This is a genomic window from Wolbachia endosymbiont (group A) of Rhinocyllus conicus (assembly GCF_947250775.1).
GTDB lineage: Bacteria > Pseudomonadota > Alphaproteobacteria > Rickettsiales > Anaplasmataceae > Wolbachia.
On sequence record NZ_OX366349.1, the window covers coordinates 846,908 to 866,070 of the forward strand.

The following is a 19,163-nucleotide window of genomic DNA, read 5'->3' on the forward strand; positions in this document are numbered from 1 at the left end:
TTAGTTACTACTCTTACTCCAAAATTTCAGAAACAACACCAGAACCAACAGTTCTACCGCCTTCTCTTATCGCAAAACGCAATCCCTTATCCATTGCTATCGGTACTTGCAATTCTACTTCTACACTCACATTATCTCCTGGCATTACCATCTCCTTCCCATCTAGCAATTTTATGCTCCCGGTTACATCCGTTGTCCTTAAATAAAACTGTGGCTGGTAATTCGCAAAAAATGGTGTATGCCTTCCTCCTTCCTCTTTCTTTAATATATAAACCTCCGCCCTAAACTTTCTATGCGGCGTTATCGTCCCCGGTTTTGCTAATACTTGCCCTCTCTCCACTTCTTCTCTTTTTGTTCCTCTTAACAATATTCCTACATTGAGTCCTGCACTTCCCTTATCCAGCAACTTCTTAAACATTTCTACACCTGTGCATATCGTCTTTTGCGTCGCTTTCAGACCTATTATCTCTATCTCTTCTCCCGTCTTTATCTCTCCCTTCTCTATCCTTCCTGTTACCACCGTTCCTCGCCCCGATATCGAAAATACATCCTCGATTGGCAATAAAAATGGTAAATCCACAGGCCTTGGTGGAACTGCCACATACTCATCTAACTTTTCCATCAATTTATCTATTGATTTCTTTCCATATTCGCTACTGTCATCCTCCAGCGCTTTCAATGCAGACCCCACTACCACAGGCACTTCATCCCCTGGAAATCCGTATTTATTCAGCAATTCCCTCACTTCCATTTCTACCAAATCTATCATATCAGCATCAGCAACATCAGCTTTATTTATATACACCACGATATATCCAACACCTACCTGCTTCGCTAGCAATATATGCTCTCTCGTTTGTGGCATTGGCCCATCAACCCCCGACACTACCAATATCGCCGCATCCATCTGTGCTGCACCTACTATCATGTTCTTTACATAGTCAGCATGTCCAGGACAATCAACGTGTGCATAATGCCTTTTTTCCGTCTGATACTCAACATGCGCTGTTGCTATCGTTATCCCCCTTTTCCTTTCTTCTGGCGCCTTATCTATCTGATCGTACGCTACAAAATTTCCATAATGCTTTGTTATCGCCGCTGTTAACGTTGTCTTCCCATGATCCACATGTCCTATTGTTCCCACATTTACATGCGGCTTTCCAAATGCTTCCACTACTGCTGTCATAATTTAAACTTTTCTACCTAAAATACAAATACACCAATAAATAATATGTTGATTTTATAAAAATACAACAAAAAAAAAGAGCGGATAGTGGGAATCGAACCCACGTCACTAGCTTGGAAGGCTAGAGCTCTACCATTGAGCTATACCCGCACAATGGAGGAGGTAGGATTCGAACCTACGTACGCAATGCGGACAGATTTACAGTCTGTTACCTTTAACCACTCGGTCACTCCTCCACAAAAATTTGTTAAGAGAACGCTATTTTAGTACCTTAACTCAAGCTTTTATTGTATTTAATACTAAACGCCTAAAATTAAAAAATCAAGCAATAAAACCTACCCTGATTAAAATCATGCAGATTTCATTTTATACAACACAATATTGCCAATAAAACGTCTAAATAAATAATGCGAATCATGCGTACCTGGCGCTTCTTCTGGATGATATTGCACAGAAAAGACTAAGTAATCCTTCATCATTATCCCCTCTACACTATTATCAAATAGAGAAATGTGAGTAATTTCAACATTACTTGGAAGAGAAGCTGAATCAACAACAAAACCATGATTTTGGCTAGTGATCTCAACTTTTCCACTAATTACATCATAAACTGGATGGTTACTCCCTCGGTGACCAATATCCATCTTGATGGTCTTTGCTCCCAAAGTAATCGCAAGTAATTGATGACCCATGCATATGCCAAAAATTGGTATTTTAGATTTTATAATAATGTCTATCTCTGAAACTACACTTTCTCCTATTTCTTGCGGATCACCAGGACCATTTGAAAGCACTATACCATCTGGATTCATACTCAACACTTTTTGAGCAAAACCTGTGCTTGGTCTGATTAATTCAACTGTACAACCAAGTTCTATTAAGCGTGAAACTATACTGATTTTTACGCCAAAATCAACGATTACAACCCTATATTTTGCATTAAGGTCACTTTTAAAATTACTATGCAAGCTGACTTTATTGGTTATTTCTATCCCATTTACAGATTTGTATTCCTTCAATTTGTCCAACACATGCGTCTCGCTTGACGGGCATATCATTCCACTTTGAGATCCATGTTTTCTCAAATGTCTCGTTAAAGCTCTAGTATCAATTCCTGATATCCCAATCACGTTATTTTTCTCTAACCAATCATTTAAACTGATATATGAAGAAGGGTGGGACATAGAAGAAAGTTCACGCATAACCACACCACTTGCAAAAATTTTCTCTCCTTCATTATCTTTATGGTTTATTCCAATGTTACCAATATGAGGAAAAGTGAACGTTATAATTTGATCAGCAAAAGAAGGATCAGTTATAGTATGCTGATAACCGGTCATACCAGTGGTAAAACAGACCTCACCTATGCACTTGCCTTTTTTACCTACTGATTTTCCCCAAAAGCATTTACCATCTTGTAAAATTAAAACTGCGTCCTGCACTTCATTATCTATTTAACTGATTCAAAACAGTATACAAGAATTTCAAATAATACGTAACTCTTTCTAAAATTCCAAATTTAACCACGAGGCGGCGAAGAACAACATGAAAAAAACTTTTAACGTGCCCTTTCATAAAATATGTTGACTATCTCCGTATTTTATATTAGGTATACTCCGGCAGTTATGAAATGGAGGTTTATTATATCAAATGAAATCCAACCTAAAAATAAGTTACTAATTGTAGGAGCTGGCTTACTATTCTTTGCGATGGTGTTCCCATCATTTTTTCTCTTAGCAAAAATAGCCATAGGATTAGCTATGATCGCAATTGCAACAATCGCGGTAAAAATTTTCTCAAAAACAATATCAAACGCTCTTGAAAAAGAAAAAGTAGATCAGAATCAGGCAGCACAACAAACAACACAAAGTAAAATTATAAACCTAGCTATTGGATTAACATTTATATTTGCAGGAGGATTATCAATGCTCATTATAGCAAAAACTGGCTTAATTGCAGCATGTGCAGCTATAACTGCTTTAGCTCTACACGAATATGTTAAAAATGAAAAAATAGGAAAAGAGATAAATGATAAATTCGATAAGGTAGCTGACGATACAATCAATTTTATTGTTAGCAATGTTGAAAAACTTATTCCAACAAAGCCGCCAGGCATAACAGCCTAAACTGTCTCCGTTCAGCAGAGTGGTTTAAGAAACAATAGATAGAAGGTTTTGAAAAGGGTTCAGCCTTCTTTTTATGTCGGTCTTGAGGAACTTCTTGTACAATTAGTTTCTCTTGAGAAAATGAATCTAACATTTTAACACTCCCTTTAACTCTTACATCATATATTGAAAAATAATTAACCTAACTTATAACTTGCACCTTTATCAGCTTGTTAGGTAGAATTATTAAAGAATTAGTTGAATAGGTATTATGATTCAATTCAACTCCATCCACAAGTTCTCCGCTTGTTACTCCAGTTGCAATAAACACTGATTCACCTCTTGTCATATCTTTTATGGTGTAGATTTTTTCTGGGTCATCAATATTTAAATTTTTTGCTCTTTCTCTTAACTGATCTGTGTCAAATATTAATCTTCCCTCCATCTGTCCACCGATTGAACTCAGCGCTGTAGCCGCAAGCACCCCTTCTGGTGCCCCTCCTATTCCGATATACATATCGTGATTGCCATTTACTAGTGAAACTACGGCCGCAACATCACCATCATCTATTAGTTTAACTTTTGCTCCTAACTTCCTGATTTTCACTATTAATTCATCATGCCTTTCACGATTAAGTATAGTTACTGCAAGATCATTTACTTTACATCCTTTTGCCTTGGCTAAATTGTCTAGATTCTTTTCAATGCTATTTTTTAGTGAGACTACACCCTCTGGAAGATTTTTTCCTACTGCTATCTTTTCCATATAAACATCAGGTGCATGTAAAAAATCACCTTTTTTCGTTGCAGCAAGAACGGACATTGCCCCTTGTTTATGGTGAGCGCAAATTGTGGTACCCTCAAGTGGGTCAACAGCAATGTCGATTTCAGGACCATTTCCTGTACCAACCTTCTCGCCAATATATAGCATTGGTGCTGAATCTCTCTCACCTTCACCAATTACGATAGTACCATTTATTTCCATTGAATTTAATACTGTACGCATTGCATCAACTGCAACCTGATCAGCCCTTTTTTCATCGCCGAAGCCTGCTAGTTTATATGCAGCAAGTGCTGCAGCTTCGGTCACTTTAACTAATTTATAGGCTAAATCTTCCATCATTTGCTTTAAGAACTATATTCAATATATATCATGCTGCTTGAAACTGCAATATGTCTTGACTGGTTGTGAGAAAGTTGCTATAATAAACTAACATATAGTAGTAGGTTTAGTTATGGAATATAGTAATGATGATATTAGAGAGTTGTATCGAAAGATAGCTACAATTGTAAAATATGATGATAAGGGAATTGCTAGTCTTAAAGATTTGCAAAAGGAACCAAAGTGGAAAGAAGTTAATTTTCAAGATAAGTGTGAAGGAGACAATTTATTAGGAGACTTACTTCTAAAACATGCAACCGAAAATAACAACCCACGCGTTAAGGATCTTTTTCTTAGAAATGGGTTCAAGATTCCTCAACAAGAACAGATAACTACAGAGGTAAATGAGGAAAGAGAACCTGATGTAGAAGAAAATGGAGCAGGCAGCAATGCAGCAGATTCTAATAACTCCAGAGGTAGTCAATTTGCTACGTCATACAACAAGATAAAGGAAATTGTAACTAATAACCCTAGTATAACTGCTCAGGAATTTGGTGAGAAGCTTAAAAAGGAGGAAATAGATATAAAAATAACAAACCAGGATGGTTGGACTTTGCTTTATTATGCTGTTCGTTCAGAAGGGCCTAGTATTACCGGCGATCGCAGTATATTCCTAAGGGTTGTTGGATTGCTCACAAATTCAGACATTAAAGTCAATGGTATTCAAGATACGGCTTATACTTTATTAGATCATGCCGCAATAAAAAAACAAGCTGACGTTGTAAAGATACTTTTGAATAGTGGCAAATTTAATGAAGAAGAAAAATTTAACGCTCTGCGTCTTGCTATTGTTCAAGGTAATGTCCAAGAATTTGAGGCATTTTTAGGTTATGTGAATGCTGAAAGCAGACGAGCAGCTTTAGAGTTAGCTATGAATACTACACAAAAAGAAATTACTCAGGTGCTTTTAAACTTTATTACACCAGAAACATCTGATGTAGAAGAAAATGGAAATAGAGCTGGACCCAGCAGCAGTAATGGAAACATTGGTAGTAGACCTGTAAATACACCAAATGGCCAGCTAAATCATAATAACGAAAATAAAACACCTGTATCAACAAGGACTGACCAAACTGCCACACCAAATAATGATAATAAAGCTAACGGCTTCTTAGATGCTCAATTTTCTGTGCCAAATGAAAAAGAAACTAAATATAAGAAAAATTTTTACACCTCATTAACAAAAGATGTTGTTGGAGTTGTTGTTACAGGGTTATTCATTGCTGCTGCTGTGATGGTTCCATCTGTGGCTGGTGCGGTGGTTTGTGGTGTTATAGCTGCTTTGGTTGCAACATATATCGGATTACATGTAAAAAATTCTACATTACCAAGCTATAGAGAAATGGAAAAAAATAAAGTTGAACACGTGAGTTCAAAAACTGCACAAACATTGCGATTTGAGAAAAATCTCCACTAGGAAGGGTGTCATCCGAGTAGCTAAAACTGGGATCTATACTAGCACAGCCCTACGTCATACCGCGATTCATTCACGGTATCTTAGCATAGATCCCGCTAACACGTAGCGGGATGACGGTTGTCGGTAGGCCTAAATTACTTTAGCCATAAACATTTAAGAAATTTACCAAATGAAAAGAAAGGCAAAAGAAACCCTAGTCATTGTCTATTTTCAGTATTGACGTGCATAACAATGTTACAAAAAATAATATCATAGAATTCAATAGGATAATCCCTAGAGAATTACTCATCTACAAAAAGGCAAATCGTGTTAATGCTGTTTAGATGTAAAAGATAAGCTAAATCTTTACATGGAATTTAAAACAGTAGAATACCTTTGATTGAAAGAAAGAACCAAACTAGGCAACTTAACCGGTTTGCTATTTCAACTACTACAACTAAATCAATAAATCTTAATAGGGGAAAACATTATGGAAACGCCAAAACTGACTGGTGAATTAGTATGTGATATATATGAGTTAACAAATAAAGATGGAAAGAATATTCAAAAGCTAGCAAGCAAAATAGAGGAAGGGAAAGGTATTGCTAGAAAGTTCAGAAATGGAATATTCAAAAAGTCCAGCTACAATACAAGCACGATTCTTTTAGCGAAAATAACTTATAAATATCAGAACAGAGAGGAGACATTATCACTACTACATTATGCTATAAGTCATAAAAATAATCAAGCTGTAAAAGATCTTTTAGAAGAAGCCAAAAAACAAAAACTATTAAAGGAAGTTCTGAATGAAGAGATGACCACAAAACATTCAGATGGTCGGGAAGAAACTCATACAATACTTACAGATGCTATATCACGTAGAGACAATGACATTATGAGAGTAGTGTTAAAAATCTCTGAGGAAAATGGTATTTTGAAAGATATTCTAAAAAAGAGAATAATTATAAAACATTCAGATGGCGAGGAAATGATTTACACCCCATTCACCTATGCTGAAGAGTGTGAAAATAGTGAAGCTGTAGAAGAAATCTTAAAATTTTCTAGAGAACTGGGAGGTGTGCTTAATAAGAGAACAACTATAGAACAACAAGCACCATTTCTTACTGTTGTAACAGAGACTGCCACCAATGCTAGTACTACAACTGCACCATGCGATGAAGATAGTTTGAGTCTTAATGCAACAACAACTACAGAACATAAAGATACTGCTTCTGTAATTGATAGTACCAGAGCTACTGATATGCCAGCTAACGCATGTGAAATAGTAACTGAAGTATGTAGTTTTGATGTGGAGCATAAACCTGTAATTGATAAAGCTACCACTGACACCGGATTATGCGAAGATGTCAATAAAAGTAGTGAAGGTCTTCAGCCTATATGTGAAAACAGCGAAAAAGTCCAGCAAACTTCAGTGAAGACTGATGAACAAGAGTCAAATGCTTCCAATGACCTATCTCCCAAACCTCGTTTTGATGATAATGCTACAGATAAAAGAGAAAAACCATTAACAACGCAGGCAGTCATAGTTGGTAGTGTTGGTGCGGCATTACTAGTCTGTGGTATTGTAGCTTGTATATTGAAAATGTACGCTATAGCAGTAGTTGGCGGGATTGTTGGATTAGCTTGTGTGAGTTATGCGTTGTATAATGCTCTAAAGCCTGGCACAAAGCTAGAAAAAGTGGAAGATATAGAACGACTAGATGAAAAACCTCTTCCTAGTTTGTGAAGCTACCGAAATCAATATATTTACCATTATTAATAACAAATAAATATTTAAAAAATTTCTTGACTTCCGCCAAAATAGATGGCTTTATGCCAATACTACTAAGAAAACAGTAGTAAACATTAAAAAAAATTGAAGCGTTAATTAGTGAGGATTTTTACATGAGTAATAATAACAATAGCAGTAGAGAATTAAGCAACAATACGCTAGCACGACTACTATCAAAGACCCCTGAGCAGCTAAAACTATACTGCAAACTGCTCGATAATGAGAAAAGACAAGATCTTTATCAAAAGGTGCTGAAGGAAATGCGTAAAAACCCAGAAGTGAGTCAGTTGAAGAAGCTGAACGAAATAGCTGCTGTTATAGAAGAGGCCATTGAAGAGGGAAGAAAGTGAGTTTATTAATTAATATATATAAGATATTAGCATAATTATGAATGCCCTCATGAGAGAGAATGAGCAGTGCATATAGGAATTTATACGGGTTTTACAGTTAATAAAAAAATAATGTTTGTGTCTGTAGAATGGAATAGTTTTATTAATTTAGTGAGGTCATTATGACAAAAAAATATGTTGAAAAAAAGGATAATGTTAAAGAAACGTCTGACCAAAGTACAAAATATCTAAATGGCAAACCCATAGATACTAGTATTGCAGGCAAAACACCTTTACATTTAGCTGCTGAAAAAGGTAATTTGTATCTAACCGCACGTCTTCTTCTAAGTGAAGGAGCTGACTTAAATGCTCAAGATGAAGAGGGTTGGACTCCTTTGCATTATGCTGCCTCTTCAGGAAACATTGGTGTAGTAAAACTTCTAGTAGATAAAGGTGCTGATCTTAGTATTACTGATTATCACCACAAAGAAGGTACACCTATGTTTTATGCGTTTCAAAATGGTCATACTGATATGTGTAACATCATAGAAAAGTATTTAGTAGATAAGAAAGATGTTAAGAATGATGAAGGGAATACGCCTTTGCATTTAGCTGTGGAAGAAGGTAATCTTGAAGCAGTTAAACATCCTATAGAAAAAGGTGCTGATATTAATGCTGTTAATAGGTATGGATATACTCCTTTGTATATTGCTGCTTATAAAGGTAGCACAGATATAGCTGTATGTCTTGTAGAGAAAGGTGCTAATATTAACGATAACATTCTACGTGTAGCAAGTAACTTAGATATAGTAAGATATTTTATAGCAGAAGGAGCAAATATTAATGCTACTGATGAAGACGGTGACACACTTCTACACATAGCTGCTATAGGTGGCAAGTTAGAAATAGCTAGGTATCTAGTGGAAGAAAAAAACTTCAACATAAATGCAGCAAACAAGAAGGGTAATACTGTTCTGCATCACGCTGCTCATGGTGGTTGTGAGAGAACAGCTAGATATCTAGTAGAAAAAGGAGCAAACATGAAAGCAACTAATAGACATGGGATAACACCCTTGCATATAGCTGCTTTTTGTGGGTACTCATATGTGGTAGAAAATCTTATAGAAGATGGTGCCGACAAGAATGCCATTAGTAGCAATGGTTGTACGCTAGCACATTATGCAGCTATAGGAGATGAGTCTGGTATGTCATGTGTCCTTGAGTATCTAGTAGAAGAAGAAGGAATAAATTTTAATGTCACTGATAATCTAGGTAGTACACCACTACATTGGGCAGCTTATTGGTGTAATAGTGAAGTAGTAGAGTATCTTGTGGAGAAGCGAAACGTGGATATAAATGTAACTGACAATGAGGGCAGAACGCCTCTACATTGGGCTGCTTACCACGCTAACATTGATTTAGTAAAATATTTCATAGAGAGAGGAGCTGAAATTAAGGCCACTAAGAAATATGGGAATACACCATTACATTATGCCCTTAATGGTCAATGGAATGATGATTATTTAGAGGTAGTTGAATACATAGCAGGAACAAGAAAATTAACTATTCCCGAAAATGTTGAAAACGTTGAGAAGGACAGCTTGGACATCATCAAATATGATTTTTACTGAAGTCTTACTCTCTTACGGTAGTGCAAAGGAAAGTCTCCTTTAATAGAATCTTAGGTTAAAGAGTATATCTTTTCTTGAGATTCTTTTAAAGAGACATGACTAATGACACAAAGTTAACAGACTACGAAGTAGGGAAAAAATTAAAACATGAGAGGGAAAAGAAAAGATATACTCAGGCAGGTCTAGGAAGTAAAGTCGGAGTATTAGAGAAGCAAATGTCCAGATATGAGCGAGGGGAAAATCCGATTTCAATCATTATATTCTGTATGATAGTAGTGGAACTAATGATTGATATGGCAAAACTACTGCCTGAATCGATGGCATCAGAGAAAGGTGAGGTAGAAAAAACATTAAATCTAGTTAGAGAATGTAAAAAATTTAGGAACCAGGAATTATGTAAGATAGCCTCTGCATTAAATAAATCTATCCAGGTGGGGGAAGAAGAAGGTAAAAAAGCAGGAAAGATTAAAGTAGCAAAGAATTTACTTAAAGCGGGTATTTCTGTTGATATCATTCTCCAAACAACAGGCTTGTCTAAAGATGAACTTGAGAAACATAATAAAACAGAGATAGTTAATTTTATAGCCTATAAAACAGGGGAAAATATGAAAGACTGGAGGCTAGCAAGAGGACGTTCTCAGGAGGATTTAGGAAATGAAGTCGGTTTAACAGGTGGTCAAATACGACGCTATGAGCAAGGAACACATATCATGACAATAGGAAAACTATGTAACGCAGCAGACAAATTATCAACGCACGCTCAAACTCTACTGCCGAAAATTAGTGAACTAATAGAAAAAGGCAATGTTGAAATTGAAAGAAGTAATGAGGATAGAGAAGGAGAAAATGGAGTACTAGATTTAGTGAGAGAGTATAATAAAATTGAGGATGAAGAAATACGTGATAAATTTTATTCATTAATTATGTCAGTATCTAAAAGAATACAGATTGATAAAGAAAAGGGTAAAAAAATAGGGAGAACAGAAATGGCAAAAAATCTACTTGAAGTGGGTATTCCTACCAATGTAATATGTCAAGTGACTGGCCTACACAATCTTGAAGCTATAAGATAATTTCTTTAGAAAATCTCTTAAACCATTAACCTAACATTACCTCCTTTCACACTTGTGCCATTTCCGCTTAACTTGCTACGCCTGTCAGATTAACGACATTGTGATCTGCTGTCTATTTTAATATCACTATCGTTATAATATAAAGAACTTAATGACTGACTGTGTGGAATTGGTTGCACTTTACTTAACCTGCTACTTGGACCTGACTGATCGTTATTGCTACTGCCAGAACTTGACAGGCTTGACGACCTACTACGCGACATTGGCAGCACATTTGAATCATTGGCAGCTTGAGCATTTGGTTTTTGTTGCTGATCAAATTTAGCATTAGAAGCCTGAATAGCTGATTCTTGTTGTTGATCGTTAGTACCTTGAGCATAGGGTTGTTGTTGGCTAGTACTTGCCTCTTCATTCTGAGCTATTCTGCTATATCCTATATAGTTAAACAATTCTTGCGTAAAGTTTTGTAACTCTTTTCTCGTTTTTCTACTCTCTTCTGTAGATCTCCTACATTCTTCTTCAAGTTTTGCATTCCCTCTTATGACCCTATCACAATCTTCTCGAAGCTTCTTATTCTCTATTCTAGAGCTCTCTATATAAGTGTCAGTATCAGCTATAGACTTCTCTGCTCTTTTCAATACATCATCCATAATCTTTGTCCATTTAATGTACTCTTCCATAATATATTTTCCAACACCACCTTCTATATAAGAATCAGGTTTAAATTTATGTGCTAAATTATTCTTGATTATTTTTATGATTTCAAAAAATCTATTTCTCACTTTTTCATGGCTGATTTCCTTATTACCTGTTATTTCAAGGATGTCTCTTACTTTTTTTCCGTATTCATTATTGCCGTTAAAATACGATGCTAAACAATGCGCATAACCGTATAACACCCTTTCTTGTTCAAAATTAATCTCTGAATTTTCCTTCGTTTCCTGTGATGAATTCCCTTCCAGAAGGAAAGAAAACCATGATTTCTTCTCTTTGTTTTTCTTTTTTTCTACGTTAACACACATCTTACTGCACATCAATAAAACGCTAACATATTCTATAAACGGTAGCACAAAATATTCATCCGCATCTTCATAAACTCTGGGAGGTTGAAACTTTTTTTGTAAGGAGTCTGTAGCAAACTCATCTAATTCTTGCAACATATCCAATTGCATTTCACTCTCAATTAACATATTACATATTGAAGAATATATACCTTTCAGTGCTTTATCTTTCTCGCACACTTTCCCACACTCTTTTTTTACTTCATTAAACTCTTTAACTAATTTTTTATATCCCTTAACACACATGCTTAAATAGAGTAGAGCATCATCTCTATTTCTTTTAAAATTATCCAACTCATCATTAATAAAGCTTTCTATACCACATTGGCCTGCCTTTAAAAAGCTATTTATGTTTGCTATTATTTTCCCTTGTTTAATTTCTGACACTCTAGCTAATTTATTTAATATTCCAAAATTCAGCTTGTTTACCTCATCTTCATTTCCTAGTAAACTAATTTCCATTTTTGCATAAAACCCATACTTATAGTCAACATCAAGATCCTTTAAAAATGCTTTAGTAAGGCTATTTAATACCGTTCTTGTTGTACCCAGTGCGGTTTGCATCTCTTTAGCTTGTGCTACTTCTTCATCAGAGCCACCTCTATTTTGAACTCTATCAGGGTGATACTTTAAAGACAAATTCCTGATTTCCTTATCAGCATCCTTAACACGTTGTTCATGTTCTTTTTCATCCTTTATATGCCTTCTTACCTCTTCAAGACTAACGTCAAGTTCTTGTAGCAGCTTAGGTAAACCAAACAATTTTAATACATCACCCAGAGTCATCAAATCAGGTCCTTTATTTAAATTATCAGAAATATTAGTCGATGTTGTTGGTACTTCTTGACTTCTGTTTCTTGCTTGATTTCTGCCTTCAAAACTTCCCTTTTTAAACATACAACCCCCATAATAATTTGTAACTAAACTGTTCCATTGTAGAACCCGGCAATGAATCAAAACTGAAGTAAATAGACCCAAAACTATCTTCCAAAACCAAGAATAGTTCCCATATTCTCCTGCCCTCTGACATTGTTTCTTATCTATTTGAGCATCTTTTAGCTTACCACTCCACGGCCACCACCAATACAACTTTTCCTCACCAAAAGCCTCAAGCAATGTTATACACTGTTCTTTTATTCCTTCAGAAAACTTATCTTCTAAAAGTTTTTTAGCATTAAAGCCTTTCTTTTTGCATAAACTCTCAAGCAGAGTGGGGCCAAAACCCCACCATAGTACTCTATATTTTCTCTGCCCAGCAAGAAAATTAATTGCTTCTTCTTGCCACATTAACGACATTGTGATCTGCTGATTATTTCAACATCACTATCGTTAGAATGTGAAGAATCCAGTGACTGACTGCGCGATATTGGCTGCACTCCACTTAGCTCGCTACTTGGATCTGGCTGATCATCTGCTTGGTTTGCAGGCTGTTGCTGGCTAGATGAGCTACAACTAAGTTTGTTGCGTTGTTCTTTAACACTTTCAATCATTTTTTTTAACCTTTCCTCCCTTTCTGCACTGGCTGCTTCCTCACGTTCTAAATGTCCTATTAAGAACTCTGAATCTTGCCTACAAGACTCTGAAGCTTGTTCACAAAGCTCTGAAGCTTGTTTATAAAATTCTCCTTGCTCGCGAATTTGTTCGCACATCTCTGATACTACTTCATTCCGCTCCAAATGCACTTCGTAAAGTTGCTCATTGTATTGCCTCAGATCTTTACAAAATTCATCACCCAAATTTTTCATTGTCCTCAGAAAATTCATCTGCACTTCTGCAACTTTTTCATAAAAATCCTTTTCAGGCTGAAATTCCTTTTCTAGACAATTTGAGTATACATTGATTATTTGAACAAGCAGCTGTAATGCATGTTCTTTATCCAATGAGTTAATATGCAAAAGCTTAGCAGCTAATTTTCCATTTTCCTCATTTCCATAGCAATAATATGTTACAAGGTAATGAGAAAGTTCATGCAATGATAAAAAGCTATTTAAATTTCTAATAACCTTGTTATCAGCCACAGTTTTATATATCGTTTCATTACTAACAAGCTCTCTCCACCTTTTTGTATTAACTATCTCATTACATATAGCTAAAATGTTAGTATACTCTATAAACGGTAAAGTAAAATCTTTCTCTGCTTGTTCGTAACTTCGTTTATCATTAATGCAATAAGAATATTCGTGATTTATTAAATGACCAGAAACTTTATTTAATATTTTACCCTGAGTTTTACACTCTTCTAACATCTGAGTTGCAATAGGTTCCATGCGATCATTTTCTTTGCATAGATCACAAAACAACTCTAGATTAGTACGCAATTCTTCATAACCAATTAAATAACTTTGAAAATAACATTCAGCATTATCTTTTTCTTTTTGGAAGTGGTCCACATTATTTGAGATAAAACCTTTCATGCTAGCTTGACTTGACCTTAAAAACCCATTGAGATCAGGTACCAACCTCTCGTACTTAATATGAGATAACTCGCCTAGCTTGTTTAGTACTGTGTAAGTTATGTTTTTTAATTTTTCCTTGTTACCTAAAAAATCAACTCGTACTTTGCTAAAATAGCTGTATTTAAAATTATCACATTGGGAAAAGTTTTCATTAAAATGCTTCAATATACTTCGTATGTCATCTAATTTTGCCTGTATTGCTTGAGCTTTTGGTCTTTCTTCTTCAGGTATACTGTGCCATTTTGGCGAGTTAGGATGATATTTTTTACAAAGTTGTGTAAGTTTCTTGTCAACTTGTGTTTTAAAATATTCCTTGTGGTTTTCTATAGTTCTCTTTCCCGCTTTAACGTCCTTTAGATCATCATCAAGCTCAGACAACACGTTATCAGATTTAAGTATCCTGAGCGTATCTTCCAAAGTCATATGATCTATTACTGTTAAATCATCTTGCCTCTGTTCTCTTTGAGAATTAGATGCAGTAGGAATTTCTTTATCCTTACGTTCTACACCTTGAGAATTAAGTGATACATTAGGAACTTCTTTATGTTGTACACTTCCCATACCAGTGCTACTAGCACCACCATTTTTATTTGGTAACATTTTACTACCCTCCTTTTTCCATTTAAAAAAATACATTAACAATAAAATAAGCAAAAGAACCACTAATGCTACAATTAATAAGAGGACTACAAGATCCCTATTTTTCACAAAAACCCCCTTATAACTATAACATTATAAATCATCTGCTGAGGTTATTACTTACGTGATTAGACAATACAGGCTCGTCTATATCAGAGCTTGGGGGAGTGTTAAATAAACTGTGTCAAACCGCATTTTTAGTTCAACTCAATTTTCAATCTGCCAGGAAAGAAAACATCAAGTTGAGAGATAGTTAATGCCCAATCATGTACAGGCATCGTCCACTTTTCCTCTGCCTTCTTTATAGCACAATATACCTGCTTATACAAGGCATTTATGCTGGTAAATGAGCCTTTGGTCTTAGTGAATTTCCTAATTTGCCTATGTAGCCCCTCTATGGGATTGGTGGTGTAGATTATCCTCCTAACTGGACCAGAATACTTAAAATAACCAGACAAGTTTTTCCAATTATTCTGCCAAGATTTTATAACCATAGGGTACTTTGTGCCCCATTTTTCATCCAATTCCAACAGATAATTCTCGGCAATTTCCTTGCTTGAAGCTTGATATACCTTCTTTAAATCGCTCAAAAAACTCTTCGCATCTTTACTGGCCACATACTTCAGTGAGTTGCGTATCTGATGCACTATACACATCTGCACTTCCGCATTAGGAAAGACACTGTTTATAGCTGCAGGAAAGCTTTTCAGCCCATCAACGCAGGCAATAAGGATATCTTCTACTCCTCTTTCTTTGAGGTCATTTAGCACTCCCAACCAGAAGTTAGCTCCTTCACTTTCAGCCAAATAAAAACCTAATACTTCTTTTTTGCCATTTTGATCTATGCCTAATATGTTATACATGCATTTACTTACGCAATGCCCGTCCTCTTTGACTTTAAAAAACCATGAAAACTATCGGATATACAGACTGCAGCGGGCGACTACGCCATTCGTTGATTACTGGTAGCAATTTGTCAGTAATACTTGATATCTCTGCCGCCGATATTTTGTGATCATAAATTTCCTCAACATGTGACACTATATCTCTATACACTGGCAAATGTGCTCAAAATCTTCGTTTCAAGCTCTGGATGTAAGTTTGTTTGCCTTTTTTTGACTATTTGTGGTTCGAAACTTCCTTCCCTATCTCTTGGCGTCAAAAGCTCAAATGACCCTGCGCTTGTACGTAAAGTCTTTGCATTCCTCCCATTTCTTCGATTATTCTCTTCGCTTTCAGCCGACAAGTGGTTTTCTATTTCACCTTCCAGGCTTACCTCCAGCAACTTTTTTATAAACGGTGTTAATGCTCCATCTCTTCCTGTCAACGGTCTTCCTTCTCGTATAGACGACAGGATATTTGTTTCTAATTCTTTATAATCTACCAAACCGGTAGTTCTGTTTACTACTTTCTGACTCATTGTCAAACCTCCATTTTTTTATATCAATTTATTACTTTTTTTTCGGTTTGACACAGTTTATTTAACACTCCCGAGCTTGGACCAGTATTCAATTCATCAGAAGACTCAGCTACTAAATTAGAGGCTTGAGATTCATGTATATCATGATTAATTGACCTACTTTCACTTCTTTCTTTATTAGTTTTCTTTTCTTGATTCTCCTGAAATCGTCTCATTAGCTCTTGTATTAACTCTTTTTGGCCCTCCATTAACTCTTTTTTAAAATCTTCCTTGTCTTGCTTCATTTGATTCATCCCTTCTTGATGTCTTTCCTCTGCTCTTTTCCTTTCTTGCTTCATTTGATTCATCTCTTCTTGATGTCTTGTCTCCGCTTCTTTTTTTGCTTTAGACATCTCTCTTATTAACTCTTTTAAGTTCTCTTGTTCAACTTTAGAATTCTCTCTTTCCTTTTTATACCTTTTTTCATCTTCCTCCGCTTGCTTCATTAAATCTTTTATCCCTTGTTCTAATTCATTAATCAACGCTTGATTCCTTCCCCCTGTTTCCTCCCCTTTTTTAACTGCTTCTTTCAACAGCTTTTGCAACCTTTCTGTTTCCTTTTGCAACTTCTCTCTTTCCTCCGTAGACTTTTCTCTCTCCTCTTTAGATTTGTTAATTGATTCATTAAGTTTGTCTGTTAGATTTTTGTTTTCTTGTTTTATTGCTGCGATTGCAGAATTACACTCCTCTTTAACTTCTGTCAATTGTTTCTCAAAACTTTCTAACATTTGCTTATTCTCAGCTTCTAATTTTGATATCATTTCTTCCTTCTGAGATATGGTATTATTTTGCACAGCTATAGCGTTATCCTTCTCAGCTACAACATCCTCTAGTGTAGCTATAGTATTATCTCTCTCAGCTATAGCTCGATTTCCAGTAGCACTACCAACAATACCACCTAACACCACCAATAGCACTACCAACTGCAGCACCAGCAACTCCAGCAGCAATAACTGCAGTATCCACTCCAAACATATAACCTCCTCTTAAAATAAAAATTATTATGTATAACAAAATTGATTAGTAAGTCAACTACCTTTTTCAAAAAATACTTTCAATAAAAATGTAAGTCAATTAGCACCACAAAAAATCTAATTATTGACTTTTTCTAAAATTGCAAAAAAGTACCTACCTTTGTGAGAACTTATTGGGTAAAAATAGGGTTGTGCAAATAAAGGTGTGAAATTTTTGCAATAAAGCTAGGTACGTTAGTTCGCACCTAAATATCACAAAAATAGGCTAATATAGCTGATTTTACGATATAGTAGAATTATTATATAGAAAAGTTCGCACAGAACAAGCGGTAGACCAACTCATCCCAAAACAAAATCTTCTCACCGCCCTTGGTTTTGAGCGCTGGAAATGGTTGTTTTATTTAAACTCTTAATCAAATATATTGCTAAATTAATAGCGATTTACTTACTTAAGAATTAAGGCAAGCTTATGACAAAAACAAAATCTAAAATAAACAAAAGGTCATGTATTGAGCCTGTTAAGAGGCTTTTATCGAAAATTACTTTTAGTTAGAAAATTTTTCTAAAGTAGTGATTGACAAGTTTTAAAGGTGGAGTAATATACCTAAAATGTATTAAATTTTACTAAGTAGGAGGGTTGAATATGGGTTACGAAAAGATATTGTTAGCTTCTATAGAAGAAAGAGATCCTCATAAGGGATCTAAAGAGTTGGAAATTAAAAGGTGGTGTAGTGCGTACTGGCCGCTGATGGAAAGCTGGGGAGAAAGAAAAGCTCTGTTTTTTCAAAATGTTTTCAGTGATGAAACTTGTTGGGAAGTAGAAAGTGCTTCAGATCAAGTTAAACTCAATAGATATACTGTTGGAAAAAAGTTGTTATCTTTGAAAGCTGAAGACGGACAAAAATCTCTCCTTAGTAACTTTGATCGCTACAGGATTGCATGTTGGTGTTGTTTTGAGGACGAAATAAGAGCTATTTTTGAGGAATTTAAATTAACATTAGGTAGCAAGCCAGTAGAGAGTTTAGTTAAAGGATGTAATAAAGGGGCTTTAATGATTTACTGGTCACATGCTATGAATAACCAGGAACATCAGTTAAAGCTAAATAATGAACATCCATATGTTTATGCTTTTAAGTGTGCAATGCTAGAAAAGCACGTGGAAGCATTGGAGTTCTTTTGGGATAAGTTACAATCAATTGATTCTCTATCTTTAGAGAGAAAAGAAGATTTATTAATGCAAGCAGCATATAATAAAGGAAATTTTTCTACTGATGATGTTGGGATGGCCGACTTCTGTCTACGTCACCTTCATGACGATAAATACCCTGAATTATTAAAAAGAGACTTTAAACAACATAGGTGTTATTATACTTTAAGTATATTAAGAAGAAATCATTCTTTCGAAAATGCCAGAAAGCTATTTGAACATTTAAAGCCAGAAGATTTATCTCCTGAAGGTTATAGTACATCAATGTTTTCAGCATTAAACTCACTTGTTTCTGCACCAGATGATAATTTTGTTAAATCTGGCAGTGATATGCTTGCCTCTATGTGGAATAGTCCTGGCTTTGAAGCTCATAGACAACACTATTTACATAATCTAAGCATAAGATTGTCATCCAGAGATTTAATTGTCCATCTTATTAAGGAGAACAAAGCTGTCAAAGTATTATCAGAAATTGTCAATTCTCTTATTCCGGAGCAAATGCAATCTATTAGGAAACTCAATAAGTCAGAATATGAGGTATTTACTGAAGTTAGAAACAAGCAATTAGATGGTGGTGCAGGTGATTCAACAGTACCAAGTTCATTATTAGATGTAGAAGTTGTACAGCAGGAGGTTACTGACGTTAGAAGTAAAGTGTAGTGTTTCTATTTTAGAAAACAAAGTCATTCAGTT

General features: G+C 35.3%; 13 protein-coding genes, 2 tRNA genes and 1 pseudogene. 7 read left to right on the forward strand and 9 right to left on the reverse strand.

What is annotated here, in order from left to right; translation table 11 throughout:
• Positions 1 to 13 precede the first annotated feature (13 nt).
• The 4 genes from tuf to carA all read right to left on the reverse strand — a co-directional run bounded on the left by tuf (position 14) and on the right by carA (position 2,628).
• On the reverse strand, positions 14 to 1,186 hold the full coding sequence (tuf, locus tag OOK92_RS04295) for an elongation factor Tu (protein ID WP_264329094.1): 1,173 nt from the start codon (positions 1,184 to 1,186) through the stop codon (positions 14 to 16).
• 79 nt (positions 1,187 to 1,265) lie between these two features.
• Positions 1,266 to 1,336, reverse strand: a tRNA-Gly gene (locus tag OOK92_RS04300).
• A gap of 4 nt (positions 1,337 to 1,340) precedes the next feature.
• Positions 1,341 to 1,422, reverse strand: a tRNA-Tyr gene (locus tag OOK92_RS04305).
• 114 nt (positions 1,423 to 1,536) lie between these two features.
• Entirely contained in the window at positions 1,537 to 2,628 is a 1,092-nt protein-coding gene (gene carA / locus OOK92_RS04310) for a glutamine-hydrolyzing carbamoyl-phosphate synthase small subunit (RefSeq protein WP_264736357.1), read from the reverse strand.
• A 183-nt stretch (positions 2,629 to 2,811) separates the two neighbouring features.
• Here carA and OOK92_RS04315 point away from each other — a divergent pair, with 183 nt between their 5' ends.
• Positions 2,812 to 3,312 carry a hypothetical protein gene (locus tag OOK92_RS04315; RefSeq protein WP_253309092.1) on the forward strand — a complete coding sequence of 167 codons (501 nt, stop codon included), beginning with the start codon at positions 2,812 to 2,814 and terminating at the stop codon, positions 3,310 to 3,312.
• 181 nt (positions 3,313 to 3,493) lie between these two features.
• Here OOK92_RS04315 and glpX read toward each other — a convergent pair whose 3' ends face one another.
• Complete coding sequence (gene glpX, locus OOK92_RS04320) at positions 3,494 to 4,411, reverse strand: class II fructose-bisphosphatase (protein ID WP_264736381.1); 918 nt, start codon at positions 4,409 to 4,411, stop codon at positions 3,494 to 3,496.
• Positions 4,412 to 4,526: 115 nt separating this feature from the next.
• Between glpX and OOK92_RS04325 the strand changes: the two genes are divergently transcribed.
• The 5 genes from OOK92_RS04325 (at position 4,527) to OOK92_RS04345 (ending at position 10,674) form a co-directional block, all read left to right on the forward strand.
• Complete coding sequence (locus OOK92_RS04325) at positions 4,527 to 5,870, forward strand: ankyrin repeat domain-containing protein (protein WP_264736358.1); 1,344 nt, start codon at positions 4,527 to 4,529, stop codon at positions 5,868 to 5,870.
• Positions 5,871 to 6,339: 469 nt separating this feature from the next.
• Positions 6,340 to 7,596, forward strand: coding sequence for a WD_0033/WD_0034 family tandem repeat-containing protein (locus tag OOK92_RS04330; RefSeq protein WP_264735333.1), 1,257 nt, complete (start codon positions 6,340 to 6,342; stop codon positions 7,594 to 7,596).
• Positions 7,597 to 7,754: 158 nt separating this feature from the next.
• A complete protein-coding gene (locus OOK92_RS04335; RefSeq protein ID WP_264735334.1) occupies positions 7,755 to 7,991 on the forward strand; it encodes a hypothetical protein in 237 nt (78 codons plus the stop codon).
• Positions 7,992 to 8,152: 161 nt separating this feature from the next.
• Positions 8,153 to 9,601 (forward strand): ankyrin repeat domain-containing protein, encoded by a 1,449-nt coding sequence (locus tag OOK92_RS04340; protein WP_264735335.1) that lies wholly within the window; start codon positions 8,153 to 8,155, stop codon positions 9,599 to 9,601.
• A 95-nt stretch (positions 9,602 to 9,696) separates the two neighbouring features.
• Positions 9,697 to 10,674, forward strand: coding sequence for a hypothetical protein (locus OOK92_RS04345; protein ID WP_264735336.1), 978 nt, complete (start codon positions 9,697 to 9,699; stop codon positions 10,672 to 10,674).
• Positions 10,675 to 10,763: 89 nt separating this feature from the next.
• On the opposite strand, the gene OOK92_RS04350 is transcribed toward OOK92_RS04345, so the two are convergent.
• From OOK92_RS04350 to OOK92_RS04365, 4 genes and pseudogenes are all read right to left on the reverse strand, one after another.
• Positions 10,764 to 13,031 (reverse strand): hypothetical protein, encoded by a 2,268-nt coding sequence (locus OOK92_RS04350; protein ID WP_264735337.1) that lies wholly within the window; start codon positions 13,029 to 13,031, stop codon positions 10,764 to 10,766.
• Positions 13,022 to 14,899, reverse strand: coding sequence for a hypothetical protein (locus OOK92_RS04355; protein WP_264735338.1), 1,878 nt, complete (start codon positions 14,897 to 14,899; stop codon positions 13,022 to 13,024). The genes OOK92_RS04350 and OOK92_RS04355 overlap by 10 nt, the downstream gene beginning before the upstream one ends.
• A gap of 128 nt (positions 14,900 to 15,027) precedes the next feature.
• A pseudogene (locus tag OOK92_RS04360) lies at positions 15,028 to 16,250 on the reverse strand (IS256 family transposase).
• Between the two features lie 23 nt (positions 16,251 to 16,273).
• Entirely contained in the window at positions 16,274 to 17,221 is a 948-nt protein-coding gene (locus OOK92_RS04365; protein WP_264735339.1) for a coiled-coil domain-containing protein, read from the reverse strand.
• A 685-nt stretch (positions 17,222 to 17,906) separates the two neighbouring features.
• Here OOK92_RS04365 and OOK92_RS04370 point away from each other — a divergent pair.
• Positions 17,907 to 19,130 (forward strand): hypothetical protein, encoded by a 1,224-nt coding sequence (locus OOK92_RS04370; protein WP_264735340.1) that lies wholly within the window; start codon positions 17,907 to 17,909, stop codon positions 19,128 to 19,130.
• The last annotated feature ends 33 nt before the right edge of the window (positions 19,131 to 19,163 follow it).